Source organism: Aureimonas jatrophae, from assembly GCF_900104035.1.
Lineage (GTDB): Bacteria > Pseudomonadota > Alphaproteobacteria > Rhizobiales > Rhizobiaceae > Aureimonas > Aureimonas jatrophae.
On sequence record NZ_FNIT01000004.1, the window covers coordinates 125,300 to 143,214 of the forward strand.

Sequence of the window (17,915 nt, forward strand, 5' to 3'; positions counted from 1 at the left end):
GAAGGACATGCCATGACCACGACCATTCCCGCGCTCGGCCTCGGCACCTACGGGCGCACCGGCGAGGAGGGCCTGGCCGCGCTTCTCGCCGCGCTGGAGCTCGGCTACCGCCATCTCGACACGGCGCAGAGCTACGGCACCGAGGAAAATGTCGGCGAGGCCATCCGTCGCTCCGGGCTTCCCCGCGACGAGGTCTTCGTCACCACCAAGGTCGCCGACACGAACCTCTCCCGCGCCGACTTCGCACCGAGCGTCCGCCAGAGCCTCGACACGCTGGGACTCGACCGCGTCGATCTCCTCCTGATCCACTGGCCCTCGGAACGCGACCAGGTGCCCTTCGAGGACTACATGACCGCTCTTGGCCAAGCGAAGGCGGCGGGCCAAACGCGCCTGATCGGCGTCTCGAACTTCCCGATCGAGCATCTGAAGCGCGCGCGCGCTCTGCTGGGCGAGGATGCGCTGGCGACCAACCAGGTCGAGATCCACCCCTTCCTCCAGTCGCCCACCTTGCGAGACTTCGCGCGCTCGATCGAGCTGCCGCTGACCGCCTACCAGCCGCTCGCCAAGGGCAGCGTCGGCGAGAACGAGACCCTCCGCGAGATCGCGGCGGGGCACGGCGTCACGCCGGCGGCGGTGGCGCTCGCCTTCCTTCTGGCGGAAGGACACATCGTGATCCCCGCCTCCGGCAGCCGCGCCAATCTCGAGGCGAACCTTCGGGCGCGCGACCTCAAGCTCCGGCCCGAGGAGATCGATGCCGTCCGGCGCCTCGACCGGGGCGAGCGCCGCATCGATCCGGAGAAGTCCCCTCGCTGGGACGACTGAAAGGGAGGGACGCATCATGGGTTCGGTATCGATCCGCGAGGCGCGCAAGAGCTACGGGGCGCTGGAGGTGCTGCACGGGGTCTCGGTGGAGATCGCCGACGGCGAGTTCGTCGTCCTCGTCGGCCCCTCGGGCTGCGGAAAATCGACACTCCTGCGCATGCTCGCGGGGCTGGAATCGATCTCGGGCGGCGAGATCGCGATCGACGGGCGCGTCGTCAACGCGCTGGCGCCGAAAGAGCGCGACATCGCCATGGTGTTTCAGTCCTACGCGCTCTACCCGCACATGACGGTGGCCGAGAACATGGGCTTCTCGCTCAAGCTCGGCCGCCGGCCGCGCGAGGAGATCCAGGATCGCGTCGGCACGGCGGCGCGCACGCTCAGTCTCGACGCGCTGCTCGACCGCCAGCCGCGCCAGCTGTCCGGCGGCCAGCGTCAGCGCGTCGCCATGGGCCGCGCCATGGTGCGGGCGCCCGCCGTGTTCCTGTTCGACGAGCCATTGTCGAACCTCGACGCCAAGCTCCGCGTCCAGATGCGCGCCGAGATCAAGCAGAACCATCAGCGCCTGCGCACCACGACCGTCTACGTCACGCACGACCAGATCGAGGCCATGACCATGGCCGACCGCATCGTCGTCATGAACGGCGGCCGCGTCGAGCAGATCGGAACGCCGCTGGAACTCTACGAGCGTCCAGCCAACCTCTTCGTCGCCGGCTTCATCGGCTCGCCCGCCATGAACCTCCTGCCCGGGCGCATCGCCGAGGGTGCGCTGACCGCCGAGGACGGCACGCGCATCCCGCTCGGCGGCGCGGCTTCGGCGCGAGGAAGCGCCGCAATCCTCGGCGCACGGCCCGAGCATATCGTGATCGATCCCGCCGGCGTGCCAGCCGAGGTGCTGGTGGTCGAGCCGACGGGCGCCGACACGCATGTCACGCTGCGCCTCGCCGGCCAGCCCGTCGTCGGCACGTTCCGCGAGCGCATCACGGTGCGGCCCGGCGAACGGCTGCCCGTGCGGCTCGACCCTGAGCGTCTCCATCTCTTCGACGCCGAAACGGGCCAGCGACTCGAACAGGGAGGCCGAGCCTAAGCCATGGCCGCCATCTATCCCGATCTTCGCGATCGCACCGTTCTTGTCACCGGCGGGGCGTCGGGCATCGGCGAGGCCATCGTGCGAGCCTTCGCCGCCCAAGGCTCACGCGTCGGCTTCGTCGATCTCGACGCGGGGGCCGGCGAGCGGCTGGCGGCCGAGCTTTCGGCGGCCGGCGGGCAGATCCGATTTGCCGCCTGCGACCTTCGCGACATCGCGGCGCTTCAGCGCGCCATCGGCGAGATCCGTGCCGCGCTCGGCCCCGTCACCGTGCTCGTCAACAACGCCGCCAACGACGAGCGCCATCCCACCCCCACCGTCACGCCGGACTATTTCGACGACCGGATCGCGGTGAACCTGCGCCACCAGTTCTTCGCGGCCCAGGCCATCCTGCCCGACATGGAGCGGGCGGGCGGCGGCTCGATCGTCTGCATGAGCTCGATCTCGTGGATGGCGGGCTTCGGCGGCATGGCGCTCTACACCGCCTCGAAGTCCGCCGTGCTCGGCCTCGTGCGCTCGCTCGCCCGCGACTACGGGCCGGCGGGCGTGCGCGTCAACGCCGTCTCGCCCGGCTGGATCATGACCGAGCGCCAGCTCGCGCTCTGGCTGACGCCCGAGGCCGACGCCATGCGCGAGGAGCGCCAGGCGCTGAAGCGCCGGCTCGTACCCGACGACATCGCCCGCCTCGTCCTGTTTCTCGCCTCCGAGGAGGCCGGCGCCATCACCGCGCAGAACCACGTCGCCGATGGCGGCTGGGTCTGACGCCCGTTTCCTTTCTCGCCTGCCTTCGAGGTGCCTTCCATGCAGTCCCCTTCCGACATCCAGCCGATCACCCGCCCGCCCCGCGCCTGGTGCGACGCGCTCGCCGCGATCGGCACGGCGACCTGCAGCAGCGAGCTCAGCCTCATGGGCATCCGCGATGCGCAGATCCATGGGCCACGACCGCTCAAGCTCGGCCGCTCGGTGGCCGGTCCCGCGCTGACGCTCCAGATGATGCCCAAGCGCGAGGACCTCTACGGCTCCAACGAGTACGAGAACCCGGAGGTCCAGCTCCATCGCCACGTTCTCTATCCCGCCGAGGCCGGCGACATGGTGGTGGTGGACGCGCGCGGCGACATGGCGAGCGGCATCTTCGGCGAGATGATGCTGACCTTCCTCGCGGGTCGCGGCGGGTCGGGCGTGGTGGTGGACGGCTGCATCCGCGATTCCGCCAAGGCGCGCGAGCTCGACCTCGGCGTCTGGGTGAAGGGTGTGACGCCCAACTACCACGCGCAGACCAACCTCATCCCCTTCGCCGTCAACGTGCCGGTCGCCTGCGGCGGCGCGCTAGTCATGCCGGGCGACATCATCGTGGCCGACGACGACGGCGTGGTAGTGGTGCCCGTCGCCATGGCGGAGCGGCTGATCGAGGGCGCGAGCCAGCATGTCGAGTGGGAGGAGTTCGCGCGCCTTCGCCTGTCGCAGGGCGGAGACCTGCGCAAATACTATCCCCTCACCGATGCCGTACAGGACGAGTACCAGGCCTGGCGCGCGGCCAACCAACCAGGTTGACGGTCGCGCTTCCGAGCTGCGGTTCGGGAGCGGACCGCAGCCCGGCTCGTCGCGTCGCGATGCCGCCCCCTCCCCAACCCGCGAGATCCGCCACCATGCTGAAGCCGTCGCTTGAGGAACTTCACCGGGAAGCGGACCAGTTCGACCTCGCCCGGTTCGACTATGCCGTGGCCTGGGAGCTCGGGCTTCGGTTGCGGGATCACGCCGTGGAACAGGCTTTGCCGGTCGGCATCGAGGTGTTTCACGGCACCGCGCCGGTCTTCCTGTCGCTCCTGCCCGGCTCCTCGCCCGACAATGTCGACTGGCTGCGGCGCAAGCGGGCCGTGGCGCTGCGCTTTCACCAGAGCTCGCTCGCCATGCGACGGTTGTGCGAGGAGAAGGGCGTCGAGTTCGCCGCGCGCTACCACCTGCCCTCGAGCGAGTTCGTCGCGAGCGGCGGCGCGGTACCGATCACGGTACGCGGCAGCGGCGTCGTCGGCGTCGCGACCGTCAGCGGCCTGCCCGATACGGAGGATCACGCCTTGGTTGTCTCCGCCTTACGGGAACTGCGCCGGGTGCAGGGCATCGGCGACTAACGATCAGGTGACCTGACGATCCGCGTCAGCCGTGGCAACATGGCAGCCGGACACCGTTCGCTGGGGAGGAAACGGAATGCGTGGGATCATCTGGGCCGCGGCGCTGGCTTTGGCGGCGGGCACCGCGCAGGCGCAGGACAAGCCGGTGGTGAACGCCGGCACGCCAGCGCCCGACTGCACCGCACGCGTGAACTACGACCGCAACGCCGACCTGCCGGGCTACCTGGATGGCGACGGCATCTGCCAGCCCTTCCTGCCGTTGAACCAGCTCATCCCGACCGGACGCGACGCCAGCTTCTACACGGCGGACTTCACGGACGCCGCGATCCGCCAGCGCTGGCAGAGCTGCAAGGCCGACGAGGCGTGTGCGGCTGCCGCCCGCAAGGGCGCGCAGGGCTTCGCCCGCGTCGAGACGCGCGAAACCGGGACGGTGGGCGCGACGGGCAAGATCGATCCCGAGGGCGACGTCGATCTCGCCGCGATCCGCCGGCCCGCCTTCTTCGGGCAGGAGCCCTACCGCGAGCCGATCGCGGCCAGCGACGCACGTGCCTATACGGTCGAGTTCACCGCGCCACGCGACACTCTCGAGCGCACCCAGCTCGGCAAGACCGGCGAGATCAAGTTGCGCGGCTGGTACATCCGGGGCGACGGTATCCGCAGTGAGGACGGCACCCGCCAGCGCGCGCTCGTCGTCATGAACAACGGCGGCGGCAACGAGATTACCGCGGTCGACGACCCGCGCTCCCAACTCGTCACGCGCGACGCGGCGAGCGGCAAGTTCACGCTGTCCGAGACGCCCGACGGCCTGACCGAGGAAGCGGGCATGCGCCACTGGCGGGGCTTTGCCGCCGCCTTCCATGCGGCTGGCTTCGACGTTCTTGTTACCGACCGGCGCGGCAACGGCATCTCGGGCGGCATGAACGGCTTCAACACGGCCGAACAGGCCAATGACATGATGCGCGAGTTCGACCAGCTCCGCGCCGGCGAGGGTCTGCGGGCGCTGGGAGCCGAGGGCGGCACGCTGACCGGACGGGCGGCGGCCGACGCCATCCTGCAGGGCGCGGACATCACGGCTATGCCGATCGTTCTCATGGGCTACTCGCGCGGCTCCTATGCGGTCGCCTACGCCATGCAGAAGAATTTCGTCGCCGACTGCAACCGCGACATGCCCGGTGGCACGTGCGGTCCGGCGCTCGGCCGCGCCAACATCAAAGGCGCGATCCTCTATGGTCCGAACTCGGGTGGTCTCGGCACGCGGGTCGCCGGCCACGACATGATCGAGGCGGCGCTGCGCGAGGAGTTCACCACGACCTACTATCCCGACGGCGAGGTGGCAGCCGGCGTCGCGCGCTGGCCGGCGCTGCAGATCGTGAAGGGCACCTGGGACTACGTCGAGGGGATGGAAGGCGCGTTCGCCAGCTACCAGCGAGCGACGGGCCTGAAGGACCTGTTCGTGTTCCACGGGCCCCATGGGCTGGCCACGCAGTCCGACGGCAACATGGCGCTGGCGGGCGACCGCATGGCGCGCTTTGCTCGCGCCGCCGCGCTCGGCCAAGGCCGCCTGGAGGGCACCACGCCGCCGGCCGACCTGCGCGACCTCGTTCTGTCCGCCCCGCCCGTCTGGGACACCAACACGGGACCCGCCCAACAACCTTAGACCAAATCCGGCGACGCGCCTTCCCAGCCTGATCCGGCGCGGCGGGACACGATCAGCAGGCCTGTCGGCGCGGTGCGCTACAGGCCTCCCGTCGTCCGCACATGGTCCGTGCAGCCTTTCCCGGCGCAGGTTCGTTGCAGGAGGATGTCCGACGACACTGCCACCGCCAAGACCGATCTCGTCGCCGAATGGCCCTTCCCGGTCGCGGCGACGCTCGGCTCGGCCGTGCGCGCCAAGGGTATCGAGCAGGAGCTGCGCGCGCGTCTGCCGTTCCCCCGACGCGGCGATCTCGCGATCGAGGCAGGCCGGGTCGTCCTGCGTTTACCGAACGAGAAGGGTCCCCAGTTCGAGGGAGCGCGAGCGACCATCGACAAGGCGCTGGAGGGGATCGCCGCTCTTCCCGTCCTGCCGCGCGAGATCGAGGACATCCTGACGATAACCGGTCACGAACGCCTGAAATGGACGCGCGACGGTCGGCTCCAGAGCGCGGGCACACGCACGGTGAAGCTGCGCGGACGCGCCAAGGCGGTCACGTTTCACGTCTTCGATCCCCGCCATGTCGAGGACCTCCTGGATCGCGACCTCGTCACGATCTGGCGCGAGGAGGACCGGAAAACGGTCGCCGAGAACCGGCGGCGGGCCGCCGGCAAGGCGGCGCTGACGCGGGCCGGCAAGGGAGCCGCCAAAACCGCCGTGCGCGGGGGCGGACGCCGGGACAAGACGGCCAAGCCGTCGCTCGCCGAGTGGGATGCCTTTGCATCCGACGGCCTGCTGCGCTGAAACTGGGCCCGACGAATCGTCCGCCGGGAGTCGAGTGCCATGACCGATCGTGTTGCCGTTGTCACCGCCGGAGGGAGCGGCATGGGCGCAGCCGTCGCGCACCGCTTGGCGGCCGACGGGTATCGGATCGCGATCCTGTCCTCGTCGGGCCGGGGCGAGGCGCTGGCGGCCGAACTCGGCGGCCTCGGCGTGACGGGTTCGAACCAGAGCGAGGACGACCTGAAGCGGCTCGTCGAGGGCGTGATCGAGCGGTGGGGGCGGATCGACGTCCTCGTCAACAGCGCGGGCCACGGGCCCCGCGCGCCGATCACGGAGATCACCGACGAGCAATGGCATCTCGGGCTCGACGTCTATCTTCTCAACGTCGTGCGCCCGGTGCGGCTCGTGGCTCCCGTCATGCAGGCGCAGGGTGGCGGCTCCATCGTCAACATCTCCACGGCATGGGCCTTCGAGCCGAGCCCGATGTTTCCGACCTCGGCCGTGTTCCGGGCCGGGCTCGCCGCCTACACGAAGATCTTCGCCGACAGCTTCGCACCCCACGGCGTGCGCATGAACAACGTCCTGCCCGGCTGGATCGACAGTCTTCCGGCAACCGAGGAGCGGCGCGAAAGCGTGCCCATGGGCCGCTACGGCCGGGTCGAGGAAGTCGCTGCGACCGTCGCGTTCCTGGCCTCCGACGGCGCCGGCTACATCACGGGACAGAACATCCGGGTCGACGGCGGGCTGACGCGGTCGGTGTGAATCGGCCTGCGGTAAACCTCCCGTTCACCATATCGGCGCATCCTTCGTTTCAGTGCAGCGAAGGAGACCGTCCATGACCGACCTCGCGACGATTGTAACCAACCCCGCCCTCCAGTCCCGCATCCGCGACGCCCTGCGCCGCTCCCCCATCCACCGGTTGGAGGAGCGGCTGCCCGGCCGCATCACCCAGCTTCTGGCCGAACTCGATCGGGCGGAGACGCGTCGGCCCCTCCATTGAGCGCCCAGCCCACGGCACGCCGTCGTTGCAGATCCTTAGGCGGCATGGGCCGCGCGTGTTTCTCGGAGAACGGTGGTGTCCCGGAAGGGATTCGAACCCCTGACCCCAGGTTTAGGAAACCTGTGCTCTATCCAGCTGAGCTACCGGGACACGTGCCTATCGGTAGCCGCATCGTGGGGCGGGTTCAAGTGCGCGCCTGTCAGCGTGGGTCCCCGTCCTCCTGGAAGAGGACGACGGCGCGGCCGGTGCGGCAGGTTAGTTCGACCGGCCCCGTCGCCTCGTTGGACTGCGTGAGAAGCGAGCCGAAGGGCAGCGCCACGTCCTGAAGCGGAAAGCGCGCCCCCCGGATCGTCAGCCCCGCGACGTCCGAAAAGCGCAGAACCGAGAACTGCGCGCCGCTCGCCGCCTCGAGCCGGACCGGCGCGGGCCCGAGCGGCAGGCAGCGCTCGCGCCCGTCGCTCATCGCGACCGCAAGGCCCCGCTCGTGCTCGCGCAGGAGCAGCACGAGATGGCTGAAGGCGTGGTCGCTGCGCCCGCCCATCGCCCCGATCAGCAGCACGTCGCGCGCCCCGCGCGCCCGCGCTTCGAGAAGCGCCACCTCACCGTCGGTCTCGGCCTTGTCGCGCGGCAGCGAGCGGCGCTCGACCGCCGGCCAGCCGGCCAGGTCGGCAGGCGTGGCGGAGTCGAAGTCGCCGACCCACAGTTCCGGCGCGACGCCGAGCGCCCTCGCATGGCGGATGCCCGCATCGGCCGCGATCGCGCGACGCCCGCTCACCGCCGCGCGCAACCGCGCGGTCGGCTCGATCGGCCCGGCCAGAAGGATGACGAAGCGGGTCGGGTCCATGACGGGGCCTTTTTCTGTCGCGTCCGGTCTCTTGCCGCCTCCCGGCATCCTCCGCTAGATGGAACCTGTCCACACGGGGTGCCCATCCGGGCTGAGAGGCGGTTGTCCGCCAACCCGCCGAACCTGATCCGGATCGTACCGGCGGAGGGATGGGGGCCATCGCGACATCGATCCCGACGCGACGCCTTTCCGTCCCCTGCCCTGGAGGAGAGTGCCGATGGCCCGCCGCCTTGCCGCCCTTGCTGCCGCCCTGTCGCTGGTTGCCGTCGTGCCGGCACGCGCCGAGGACAAGCCGGTACTCACCGTCTACACCTACGAGAGCTTCACGCCCGACTGGGGTCCCGGCCCCCGGATCGAGGCGGCCTTCGAGCGGACCTGCGCGTGCGACCTGCGCTTCGTCGGGCTGGAGGACGGCGTGTCGATCCTCAACCGCCTGAAGCTCGAGGGCGCCTCGACACAGGCCGACGTCGTGCTCGGCCTCACCGCCGAACTGGTTCCCGAAGCCAAGGCGACCGGCCTTCTCGCGCCGTCGGGCGTCGATCTGTCCGCGCTGACCGTGCCGGGCGGCTTCGGCGACGACACCTTCGTGCCCTTCGATCGGCTCGATCTCGCGTTCGTCTACGATTCCGAGGCGGTGGAGGACCCCGCCACGTCGCTGGACGCGCTGGTGAACGGGGACCCGGACGAGAAGATCGCGATCCAGGATCCGAGAACCTCGACGCCGGGCCTGGCGCTCCTTCTCTGGGTGAAGGCGGTCTACGGCGACCGCGCCGAGGAGGCCTGGACGAAGCTCTCGCGGCGCATCCTCACCGTCACGCCCGGCTGGAGCGAGAGCTACGGCCTGTTCACCAAGGGCGAGGTGCCGATCGTCCTGTCCTATACGACGTCGCCGACCTACCACGAGATCGAGGAGAAGACGGATCGCTACAAGGCGATGCGCTTTGCGGAAGGGCATTACCGGCAGGTCGAGCTCGCCGCCCGCCTCAAGGCGTCGCCGCATGCCGATCTCGCCGAAAGCTTCCTGCGCTTTCTCGTGTCGCCCGAGGTCCAGTCGATCCTCCCGGTCACCAACTGGGCGTTGCCGGTCGCCGCGACCGCCGAGCCGCTGCCGGCCGCCTTTGGCAACGTCGTGCAGCCGCCCAAGCCTCTGGAGATCCCGGCCGAGGAGGTGGCGCGCCAGCGCTCCGGCTGGACCGAGGAATGGTTGCGGGCGATGGCCCGGCGATAAGCGCCGTGCTCGCTCCCGCCGACCGCCGGCTGCGTCGGGCGCTCGGCCTGGCCGGCGGGCTGGTCGCCTTCGGCTTTCTGGCCGGCGCGCTTCTGGCCGTGCCGCTCGTGACCGGACTGTGGCCCGCCGCGCCGCTTGCGCTGCTCCAGGATCCCTATCTGCGCGGCATCGTCGCTTTCACGCTCGAACAGGCGGCGCTCTCCGCACTCCTGTCGCTGGCCCTCGGCATCCCGCTCGGCCTGGCGCTTCACCGCACGCGCCTGCCCGGTCGCGCGTTTGTGCTGCGTTTGTTTCTCGTGCCGCAAGCCCTGCCGCCGCTGGTCGGGGCGCTGGGACTTCTCGCCGTGTTCGGACGCGGCGGCTGGCTTGGCGATGCGTTCGCGCTCGCCGGCCTCCCCCGGCCGTCGATCTACGGGCTCGCCGGCATCCTGTTGGCGCACGTCTTCTTCAACGCGGCGCTCGTCGCCCGGCTGGTGTATGGCGCGCTCGGGGCCGTTCCGCACGAGAGCTGGCGCATCGCGGGGCAACTCGGCCTTTCTCCGCTGGCGGTGCTGCGTCATGTCGAGGGACCGGCCGTCCTGCGCGCGCTGCCCCAGGCCGCCTCGCTGGTGTTCGCGCTGTGCGTGACGAGCTTCACGCTGGTGCTCGTTCTGGGGGGCGGGCCGGCGGCGACGACCGTCGAGGTCGCGGTCTACCAGGCGCTGCGATACGACTTCGATCCGGGCCGGGCGCTGGCCTTGGCGCTTCTGCAGATCGGCTTGGTCGCGCTGGCGCTGGCGCCGCTTCTCATGATCGGAGGCAGCACGGCGGATCTTGGTCTCGGGCATGCGGGAGCGGCCCGCCGCTTCGACCGTCCCAGCCGTGGGCGCACGGTGTTGGACGGGTTCGTGATCGCCCTTGGCCTGGCGCTTCTTCTGTGTCCCCTCGCCGCGCTCGTGGCGAACGGGCTGGCCGCCGATCTCGGCCGCCTCGTCGGCGACCCGGCGGTCGCACGCGCCGCCCTCACCAGCCTTCTGGTCGCGGTTCCCGCGGCGCTCCTCGGCCTTGGCCTGTCGCTCGCCCTTGCGTTGGCCGCGGCGGGCGGCGGCACGTTCGCCCGCCTTGCTGCGGGAGGCGCCTCGGCCCTCGTCCTCGTGGTGCCACCGATCGTGGTGGGTGCGGGCTGGTTTCTTCTTCTGCGCGGCACGGGCGATGTGGCACGTCTCGCGCCGGTCGTGGTCGTGGTGGCGCAGGCCGTCCTGATCCTGCCTTATGGGGTGCGCCTCTTCCTGCCCGCGATCGTGGAGGCTGACCGGCGGCACGGGCGACTGGCGCTGGGCCTCGGCCTGACCGGCTGGGCCCGGCTCCGGCATCTGGAGGGACCAGCGCTGCGGCGCCCAGCAAGCCTCGCGCTCGGCCTCGCGCTGGCGGTCTCGCTTGGAGACCTCAGTACGGTCGCCCTGTTCGGCTCCACCGATTTCACGACCCTGCCGCTCCTTCTCCTGCAGCGCATGGGCTCCTATCGCTCGGCCGACGCGGCCGGCCTCGCCCTTCTTCTGGGACTCGGCGTGCTCGCGGTGCTTCTGGCCGCCGAGGTCAGCGGGCGGCAGCGCGGGGAGACCCGCGCATGAACGGTCTGCAGCTCGACGGCATCCTGTTTCACCACGACGACGCGCCCTTTCGCTTCGACCTCGACGTGCGCCGGGGCGAATGGATGGCGTTGATCGGTCCCTCGGGCGCGGGCAAGTCGACGCTGCTCGATCTCGCCGCCGGCTTCATCGCCCCCGATGCGGGGCGGATCCAGATGGCGGCCCGCGACGTGACGGACACGGGGCCTGCGGAGCGGCCGCTCTCGATCGTCTTTCAGGACGACAACCTGTTTCCCCACCTCACCGCCGAGGAGAACGTGGCGATCGGCATCGCCCCGGGCCTTCGCATCGGCCGCCGGGCACGGGAGCGGGCCCGTCAGGCGCTGGGCGAGGTCGGGCTCGGCGCGTTCGCGCAGCGCCGTCCCGCCGCCATGTCCGGTGGCGAGCGCCAGCGCGTCGGGCTAGCACGCGCCTTCCTGCGCGAGCGACCCGTCCTGCTTCTCGACGAGCCCTTCGCCGCGCTCGGCCCCGCGCTTCGCCGCCAGATGCTGGACCTTCTCGCCGCATCCCGCGCGCGCCGAGCCGATCCGCCGACCGTTCTCATGGTGACCCACCATCCCGAGGATGCGCGCGGCGTCTGCGACCGCGTGGCGTTTCTGGAGGGCGGCGTGGTGCGGGCCGTGGGCGAGACGGATCTCATGCTGGGCGCGCAGGCCCCCACGGCCGTGCGCCGCTATCTCGGCGCCTTGACGCCCGGTGCGGAGCCGGCACCGTAATTTCGGCGGCTTTATCCACCAAGAGACGGCCGCCAAACGAGATGGTCGGGTCGTCGGGGTGTCCGTCTCGTTTTTCCGGCCCTGTGCTCGCGTCGCCCTTTCGCGTTCGAGCGGGGGCGATTACATGAGAACGGACCCGCAACGGACGGGCGGTTCCGGGGGATCGAGGGGCATGGTGGAGAGGCTGGGTGCAGGGCTGGGCGCGGCTGGTCGTCGTTGGGGCGTGATCGCCCTGACGCTGGCCGCGCTGTCGGGCTGCACCTCGCTCGGCAGCGGGCTCGAGGAAGCGGGCGGGGAACTTCAGACCGGCTACCTGCCGGGCCAGAGCCGCACGCCGGTTTCCTTCGAGGGCGTGCAGGAGAACGATCCGCAGTCGCCGATCGGCCGCTCGCAGCATCCCAAGATCCTGGCGGCCTACGGCGGCGCCTATTCCGATCCCAAGCTCGAACTGATGCTGGCCGGGATCGTCGGCAAGCTCGGCGCGGTGTCCGACGATCCCGGCCGCGCCTACCGCATCACCGTTCTCAACTCGCCCAACATCAACGCCTTCGCCCTGCCGGGTGGCTATCTCTACGTGACGCGCGGTCTGCTCGCGCTCGCCAACGACTCGGCCGAGGTCGCGGCGGTGCTGGCGCACGAGATGGGCCACGTGAAGGCCAATCACGGCATCGAACGCCAGCAGCGCGAGGAGGCGGCCGAGCTCGCCGGTCGCGTGGTGCACGAGGTCCTGGCGAGCGACACGGCGGCGCGCGCCGCATTGGCGCGCGGGCGCCTGAACCTCGCCTCGTTCTCGCGCAACCAGGAACTTCAGGCCGATGCCATGGGCATCAAGCAGACGGGCGATGCCGGCTACGACGCCTATGCGGCGGCCCGCTTCCTGCGTACGATGGACCAGTTCTCCTCGTTCCGGAACGCGTTCCAGGCCTCCAATCCCGACCTCGACTTCCTGGCCTCGCACCCGGCCGCGCCGCAGCGCGTCGAGCTGGCCAAGAAGCATGCCAGCGCGTTCGGACCGGAGGGCTCGGGCGCGACCGACCGCGATCGCTACCTGTCGGGTATCGACGGCATGCTGTTCGGCGACACGGCGTCGGAAGGCTACGTGCGCGGACGCGCTTTCTTCCATCCGGGCCTCGGCATCACGTTCCAGGTGCCCGAAGGCTTCGTGATCGACAACACGGCGGAGGCCGTGCTGGCCACGGGTCCCGGCGACACGGCGGTGCGCTTCGACGGCATCGCCATTCCGCAGACGACGACGCTGACCGATTATATCCAGAGTGGCTGGGTCGGCGGGCTCGACCGCACCTCGATCCGACCGTTCCGGATCGGCGAGCTGGAGGCGGTGTCGGCTCAGGCGGCCGGCGGCTCCTACGTCTTCAACGTCACCGTGGTGCGGGTCGGCGGGCAGGTCTACCGCTTCCTGACCGCGCTTCCCGCCGACTCGGCGGAGCGCCTGCCGCCGATCGCCCAAAGCATCGCCAGCTCGTTCCGCCTGCTGGGCCCGGCCGAGCGCGAGCAGTTGAAGCCTCTGCGCGTGCGCATCGTGACGGCGCGGCCGGGCGACACCGAAGCCTCGCTCGCCTCGCGCATCCAAGGCGTTGAGCGCAAGGTCGAGATGTTCCGCCTGTTGAACGACATGGACGACCTCGGCCCCGTCAAGGCCGGCACGCGCTACAAGATCATCGCCGAATAGCCACGCCGTCGTCGGATCCGTTCACGGGATCAGGATGCGCCCCTGAGGCTCGTCGGACGACAGATCGCTGGTCTCGGGCACCTCATCTTCCCTGCCAGCCGGATTGAAGCGCAGTCGCACGACCGAGGTCGGCATGCCGCCGCCCGCATGCGTGACGGCGAGGTCCAACCAACCGTTCGTGCGCGTCGTCAGGACCCGCACCGGCAAACGCACGAGGGGCGCTTGCAGAATGGTTCGGCACGGACCCGTCCCCTCGCAGCTGACGACCCACAGCGTGCAGCCGCCGGTGCCGCAGCTACCCGGGTCCCGATCGTAGACGACGAATTCCGGACCGCCGTCGCCGCCGAAATCGGCCGCTGCCCAGCGGTACCGTGTCACCTCCAGCGCGTCGCGCAGGTATGCGGCGAGCGGCGGAGGCGGTGCCGACCGGGCATGGACGGGAGATGCCAGGATAGCCGTCAGCGTCATCGCCGCCGCGAGACGGGAGCTTGGCCGAATGGGAAGGAGCATGAGGACGCAATCTCTGGGTCGACGGGGTCCCCCGAGATCGCATCGCCTGGTTTCACGACGATGTCTTGGCCGTCTGCTGCACGCCGTGGAACGATCCGGGTGCCGGACGCCCGATCAGGCCTCGGATGCCAACCGCAGACGGTCTCGCGCGCTGTCGGTCTGCATACGCTGCTCCTTGCGGATAATGGCGAACGCGGCCTTGCCCGTCAGGTAGACGATGCGTGGGCGCGCGACCTGGTCGGCCGCTGCCAAGCCCCTGACCAGATGCGGCATGAGGCCGAGGCCGAACCATCAGCGCGGCATGAAATGCCATCGGAGTGCCTACAGCCGCACGCTCCTAGACCGATGCCTGCACCCGTGGGCGGGATGTCATAGAGCAGCGGACCGCGTATGCATCGACCGCTGTGCGCGCATCTGCCGGCTGACGGGCGCGGAACCTGCAGCGGGAGCGCGCCGTCGCAACGTAGTTCCGCTCGTTATTTGAACTCTCCAACGCCTGCGCGCTTCCCTTCCCGATCGATGGGTCGGGTGCGAGGGAAAAGCGCCTTCTGAATAGATCTGAGCCGCCCTGCGGCCACCGTCCGCGATCCCCTGCCAAGAGGTGAGCACGAGACGTGATGCGATACGGGCTGGCGCACTGGAATCTTGCCGGTGAGCGGGTATCCGTCCTATCGCAGCGGTAGCAATCCGCATGATGCGCCGCGACTTGCCGATACGAAAAGGCCGCCACGAGGGCGGCCTTTTGATATTTCTACCGATGCGAAGCGATCAGGCGACGAAGGCGGCTTCGTCCGGATTGGCCTGAAGCAGGGCCACGCGCAGCTTCTCCAGCGCACGGGTCTCGATCTGGCGCACGCGCTCCTTGGAGATGCCGAGCTTGGAACCCAAGGCTTCCAGCGTCGCGCCGTCGTCCTGCAAGCGGCGCTCGCGGATGATCTTGAGTTCGCGCTCCGACAGGACGCCGAGCGCCGAGCGAAGCCACACGACGCGCCGCTCGTCGTCGATCGAGGCCGAGACCATCTCGTCGGGCAACGGGTCGTTGCAGACCAGGAAGTCCTGGCGATCGGCCGAGCCCGAGTCGTCTTCCATGAGAGGAGCGTTCAGCGACGAGTCTGGACCGGACAAACGCGAGTCCATCAGCGCGACGTCGCCTTCGGACACCTTCAGCGCAGTTGCGATCTCGCGGTACATCTCGGTGCCGGACAGGCTCTCGGACCCTTGGCTGAGGCGGGCGCGCAGACGGCGCAGGTTGAAGAACAACGCCTTCTGGGCAGACGAGGTACCGCCACGAACGATCGACCAGTTGCGCAGGATGTAGTCCTGGATCGAGGCGCGGATCCACCAGGTGGCGTAGGTCGAGAAGCGCACCTCCCGCTCGGGCTCGAAGCGGGCGGCGGCCTCGAGCAGACCGACGTGACCTTCCTGGATGAGGTCGTTCATGGCGAGGCCGAAGTGACGGAACTTCGAGGCCATGGAGATGACGAGGCGCATATGAGCGGAGGTGATGCGGTGCAGCGCCTCTTGGTCCTGATGCTCCTTCCACCGGACCGCCAGCTCGTACTCCTCTTCCCGCTGCAGATAGGGGGCGGCCATGGCGGCCTGGATGAGGTGACGGCGGGTGGACTGAGACTTCATTGGTTCGGACCTTCCCAACGGAAAACGCGTGGATCCGAACGCCGCAGAAACGGGACCGAAACCCGGCGCTCTGTTGCGTTAACACTGTCCGCTGACGAAGGTTCCCAAAGGGGTAAACTTTTTTCGGCAAAATAGCGCGGCGTAAAAAAGTTCAAGGGGAAGAAGGAGATGCGCAGGCATGCGTCGATCTCCGACACTTGGCGTATCATTTCATCGCGCAAAAGAAAAGCCGCCCCGAAAGGCGGCTGATCTGGGACGTCCCGGGTTGAGAACCGCTTAGGCGGCCTCCTCCTGCTCGCCGGTTTCGGTGCCGTCGTCGACCTCGTCCTCTTCGAGAACCTTGGCGGTGCGCTTGGGCCCCTTGTTGAGGTTGAGCTCGATGAGGCGTACGGCCTCGGTCTCCGAAACCTCGTTCACGGCGGCGAGTTCGCGCGCCATGCGACCGAGAGCGGCCTCGTAGAGCTGGCGCTCGCTATAGCTCTGCTCCGGCTGCGATTCGGCGCGGTACAGGTCGCGCACGACCTCGGCGATCGAGATCAGGTCGCCGGAGTTGATCTTGGCATCGTATTCCTGCGCGCGGCGGCTCCACATCGTGCGCTTCACCCGCGCCCGGCCCTGAACCACCTTGAGGGCGCGCTCCACGAAGTCGGTCTCGGAGAGCTTGCGCATGCCGACGCTCTCGGCCTTGGCCACGGGGACCTTCAGCCGCATCTTGTCTTTCTCGAAGTCGATCACGAACAGCTCGAGCGTCATGCCCGCCACGACCTGCTCCTCGATCGCCACGATCTGCCCCACGCCATGGGCGGGGTAGACGATGCTCTCGCCGGTCTTGAAGCCTTGACGCTGGGAGACCTTCTTCTGAATGCTCATAACGCTAGCTGAACTCCCTGTTGTGCAGAGCCGCCGAGGCCGCTATGCACGGGGCGACCTCGAAGGGGGTCGCGGGTTGAGCAGGCCGAACGGTCCGAGCGACCGGCGGCGGCAGCCTGGCCTGACTCGGGCACACCGCTTCCGCCACGACGCAGCCGATCCGTTTCCGAGCGGAGACGGACGAGCGATCGGAAGGCGGGAGGAGCGAACCTTTCAAGAGGCCGTGACCGCCGGGTCAAGGGTAGGTTTGGATGTCCGGCGCTCGACTGTTGCAGAAATAATACCCTGTCGAGGCGCAAAATTCAACCCAAATCGCCCGCGCCGCCCGGAGGCGACGCGAGCCGTCCACGATGAATTGCAGTTTCGGGAACGCGACGTGCGAACCCGACGCGATCTCAATCGCCTTGGCCGGGCTCGGGCGAGAAGAACTTCTCGAGCTTGCCCTCGACCCCGTCCATCGCCTTGGCGTCGGCCGGCGCCTCGCGCTTCACCGTGATATTGGGCCACTTATCGGCATAGTCGGCGTTGAGCTTCAGCCAGGTATCCAGCGCAGGCTCGGTATCCGGCTTGATCGCCTCGGCCGGGCACTCGGGCTCGCATACGCCGCAGTCGATACACTCGTCGGGATGGATGACGAGCATGTTCTCGCCCTCATAGAAGCAGTCCACCGGACAAACCTCGACGCAATCCATGTACTTGCAGCGGATGCAGTTGTCGGTGACGACATAGGTCATGGCGGCATTCCCGGCAGAGGCCGCCCGCGGAGCCGGCAGGCGGGAGAGAGCCGGCGGCGGGCGTCAGGAGAGGAAGGGTGGACGGGGCGCCGAGACGGCGCACCAAGGTCCGATATCGGGGGGACGTAGCGGCTTCAGGGGGGGCTGACAAGGGTCGCGCATTGCGCGGAACGGACGCGGAGGGGAACGTTCGTTCGCTCATCCGCTCGGTCGGCCGCAAGGGCGCTCAACCGTCCTCGCCCCAAGCTTCTTTGAAGCGTCGCGCTTCTTCGCGCTCGCGTCGCGAGGGGCGCTCGCCCGGATCGACCTGCGGTGCGGTCGGCACGGTCGGACCCGGCTCGGGCGGCGGCGTCAGGTCCTCGAAGAGGAGCGCCGCCTCCGGCGCGGGACCGCGACGCGTTCCCGGATCGAGAACCTTCAGGACGCGGATCCGCTCGGCGACCGAGATCGTCAGCACGTCGCCGGGCCGCACCAGCCGAGCGGAATGGGTGATCTTCTCGCGGTTCACCCGCACCGCGCCGGACACGGTCAGCTTCTGGGCGAGCGATCGGGACTTGCAGACGCGCGCGAAGAACAGCCACTTGTCGATGCGCTGTTCGCCTGCCGCCATGC

Annotated in this window: 20 protein-coding genes, 1 tRNA gene and 1 riboswitch; of the genes, 13 read left to right on the top strand and 8 right to left on the bottom strand. The window is 69.3% G+C overall.

Features of this window, described 5'->3' with window-relative positions; genetic code table 11:
• The first annotated feature begins 12 nt into the window (after positions 1 to 12).
• The 9 genes from BLQ76_RS10590 to BLQ76_RS22090 all read left to right on the top strand — a co-directional run bounded on the left by BLQ76_RS10590 (position 13) and on the right by BLQ76_RS22090 (position 7,448).
• Positions 13 to 822: an aldo/keto reductase gene (locus BLQ76_RS10590; protein ID WP_090673342.1), complete on the top strand. Its 810-nt coding sequence runs from the start codon at positions 13 to 15 to the stop codon at positions 820 to 822.
• A gap of 16 nt (positions 823 to 838) precedes the next feature.
• Complete coding sequence (locus tag BLQ76_RS10595; protein ID WP_090672890.1) at positions 839 to 1,906, top strand: ABC transporter ATP-binding protein; 1,068 nt, start codon at positions 839 to 841, stop codon at positions 1,904 to 1,906.
• Positions 1,907 to 1,909: 3 nt separating this feature from the next.
• Positions 1,910 to 2,668 carry an SDR family NAD(P)-dependent oxidoreductase gene (locus BLQ76_RS10600; protein ID WP_090672892.1) on the top strand — a complete coding sequence of 253 codons (759 nt, stop codon included), beginning with the start codon at positions 1,910 to 1,912 and terminating at the stop codon, positions 2,666 to 2,668.
• A gap of 39 nt (positions 2,669 to 2,707) precedes the next feature.
• Positions 2,708 to 3,457, top strand: a complete 750-nt coding sequence (locus BLQ76_RS10605; RefSeq protein WP_090672894.1) for an RraA family protein — start codon at positions 2,708 to 2,710, stop codon at positions 3,455 to 3,457.
• A gap of 95 nt (positions 3,458 to 3,552) precedes the next feature.
• Positions 3,553 to 4,032, top strand: coding sequence for a heme-degrading domain-containing protein (locus tag BLQ76_RS10610; RefSeq protein WP_090672896.1), 480 nt, complete (start codon positions 3,553 to 3,555; stop codon positions 4,030 to 4,032).
• A 76-nt stretch (positions 4,033 to 4,108) separates the two neighbouring features.
• Positions 4,109 to 5,689 carry a hypothetical protein gene (locus BLQ76_RS10615; protein WP_210184164.1) on the top strand — a complete coding sequence of 527 codons (1,581 nt, stop codon included), beginning with the start codon at positions 4,109 to 4,111 and terminating at the stop codon, positions 5,687 to 5,689.
• A 144-nt stretch (positions 5,690 to 5,833) separates the two neighbouring features.
• Positions 5,834 to 6,469 (top strand): hypothetical protein, encoded by a 636-nt coding sequence (locus BLQ76_RS10620; RefSeq protein WP_090672899.1) that lies wholly within the window; start codon positions 5,834 to 5,836, stop codon positions 6,467 to 6,469.
• A gap of 39 nt (positions 6,470 to 6,508) precedes the next feature.
• On the top strand, positions 6,509 to 7,210 hold the full coding sequence (locus BLQ76_RS10625) for an SDR family oxidoreductase (protein ID WP_090672901.1): 702 nt from the start codon (positions 6,509 to 6,511) through the stop codon (positions 7,208 to 7,210).
• Positions 7,211 to 7,283: 73 nt separating this feature from the next.
• Positions 7,284 to 7,448: a hypothetical protein gene (locus BLQ76_RS22090; RefSeq protein ID WP_170842557.1), complete on the top strand. Its 165-nt coding sequence runs from the start codon at positions 7,284 to 7,286 to the stop codon at positions 7,446 to 7,448.
• 73 nt (positions 7,449 to 7,521) lie between these two features.
• On the opposite strand, the gene BLQ76_RS10630 is transcribed toward BLQ76_RS22090, so the two are convergent.
• Positions 7,522 to 7,598: transfer RNA gene (locus BLQ76_RS10630), tRNA-Arg, on the bottom strand.
• Positions 7,599 to 7,647: 49 nt separating this feature from the next.
• The gene (locus tag BLQ76_RS10635) at positions 7,648 to 8,292 is read right to left on the bottom strand and encodes a thiamine diphosphokinase (protein WP_090672903.1); all 645 of its coding nucleotides are present in this window, start codon (positions 8,290 to 8,292) and stop codon (positions 7,648 to 7,650) included.
• A 64-nt stretch (positions 8,293 to 8,356) separates the two neighbouring features.
• Positions 8,357 to 8,459: riboswitch (TPP riboswitch) on the top strand.
• Between the two features lie 50 nt (positions 8,460 to 8,509).
• On the opposite strand from BLQ76_RS10635, the gene thiB reads away from it, so the two are divergent.
• From thiB to BLQ76_RS10655, 4 genes are all read left to right on the top strand, one after another.
• Complete coding sequence (thiB, locus tag BLQ76_RS10640; protein ID WP_090672905.1) at positions 8,510 to 9,520, top strand: thiamine ABC transporter substrate binding subunit; 1,011 nt, start codon at positions 8,510 to 8,512, stop codon at positions 9,518 to 9,520.
• A 5-nt stretch (positions 9,521 to 9,525) separates the two neighbouring features.
• A complete protein-coding gene (locus BLQ76_RS10645; protein WP_244519579.1) occupies positions 9,526 to 11,130 on the top strand; it encodes an ABC transporter permease subunit in 1,605 nt (534 codons plus the stop codon).
• Positions 11,127 to 11,864, top strand: coding sequence for a thiamine ABC transporter ATP-binding protein (locus BLQ76_RS10650; protein WP_090672909.1), 738 nt, complete (start codon positions 11,127 to 11,129; stop codon positions 11,862 to 11,864). The genes BLQ76_RS10645 and BLQ76_RS10650 overlap by 4 nt, the downstream gene beginning before the upstream one ends.
• A gap of 172 nt (positions 11,865 to 12,036) precedes the next feature.
• Complete coding sequence (locus tag BLQ76_RS10655) at positions 12,037 to 13,554, top strand: M48 family metalloprotease (protein ID WP_090672911.1); 1,518 nt, start codon at positions 12,037 to 12,039, stop codon at positions 13,552 to 13,554.
• A 21-nt stretch (positions 13,555 to 13,575) separates the two neighbouring features.
• Here the strand turns inward: BLQ76_RS10655 and BLQ76_RS10660 are convergent, their stop codons facing one another.
• The 6 genes from BLQ76_RS10660 to BLQ76_RS10680 form a co-directional block, all read right to left on the bottom strand.
• On the bottom strand, positions 13,576 to 14,064 hold the full coding sequence (locus tag BLQ76_RS10660; protein WP_090672913.1) for a hypothetical protein: 489 nt from the start codon (positions 14,062 to 14,064) through the stop codon (positions 13,576 to 13,578).
• A 114-nt stretch (positions 14,065 to 14,178) separates the two neighbouring features.
• The gene (locus BLQ76_RS22095; protein ID WP_170842558.1) at positions 14,179 to 14,337 is read right to left on the bottom strand and encodes a hypothetical protein; all 159 of its coding nucleotides are present in this window, start codon (positions 14,335 to 14,337) and stop codon (positions 14,179 to 14,181) included.
• 495 nt (positions 14,338 to 14,832) lie between these two features.
• Complete coding sequence (locus tag BLQ76_RS10665; protein WP_090672915.1) at positions 14,833 to 15,699, bottom strand: RNA polymerase factor sigma-32; 867 nt, start codon at positions 15,697 to 15,699, stop codon at positions 14,833 to 14,835.
• Positions 15,700 to 15,975: 276 nt separating this feature from the next.
• A complete protein-coding gene (locus tag BLQ76_RS10670; RefSeq protein ID WP_090672917.1) occupies positions 15,976 to 16,569 on the bottom strand; it encodes a CarD family transcriptional regulator in 594 nt (197 codons plus the stop codon).
• A gap of 395 nt (positions 16,570 to 16,964) precedes the next feature.
• Entirely contained in the window at positions 16,965 to 17,303 is a 339-nt protein-coding gene (gene fdxA / locus BLQ76_RS10675; RefSeq protein WP_090672919.1) for a ferredoxin FdxA, read from the bottom strand.
• 226 nt (positions 17,304 to 17,529) lie between these two features.
• A complete protein-coding gene (locus BLQ76_RS10680; protein ID WP_090672921.1) occupies positions 17,530 to 17,913 on the bottom strand; it encodes an RNA-binding S4 domain-containing protein in 384 nt (127 codons plus the stop codon).
• Positions 17,914 to 17,915: the final 2 nt, after the last annotated feature.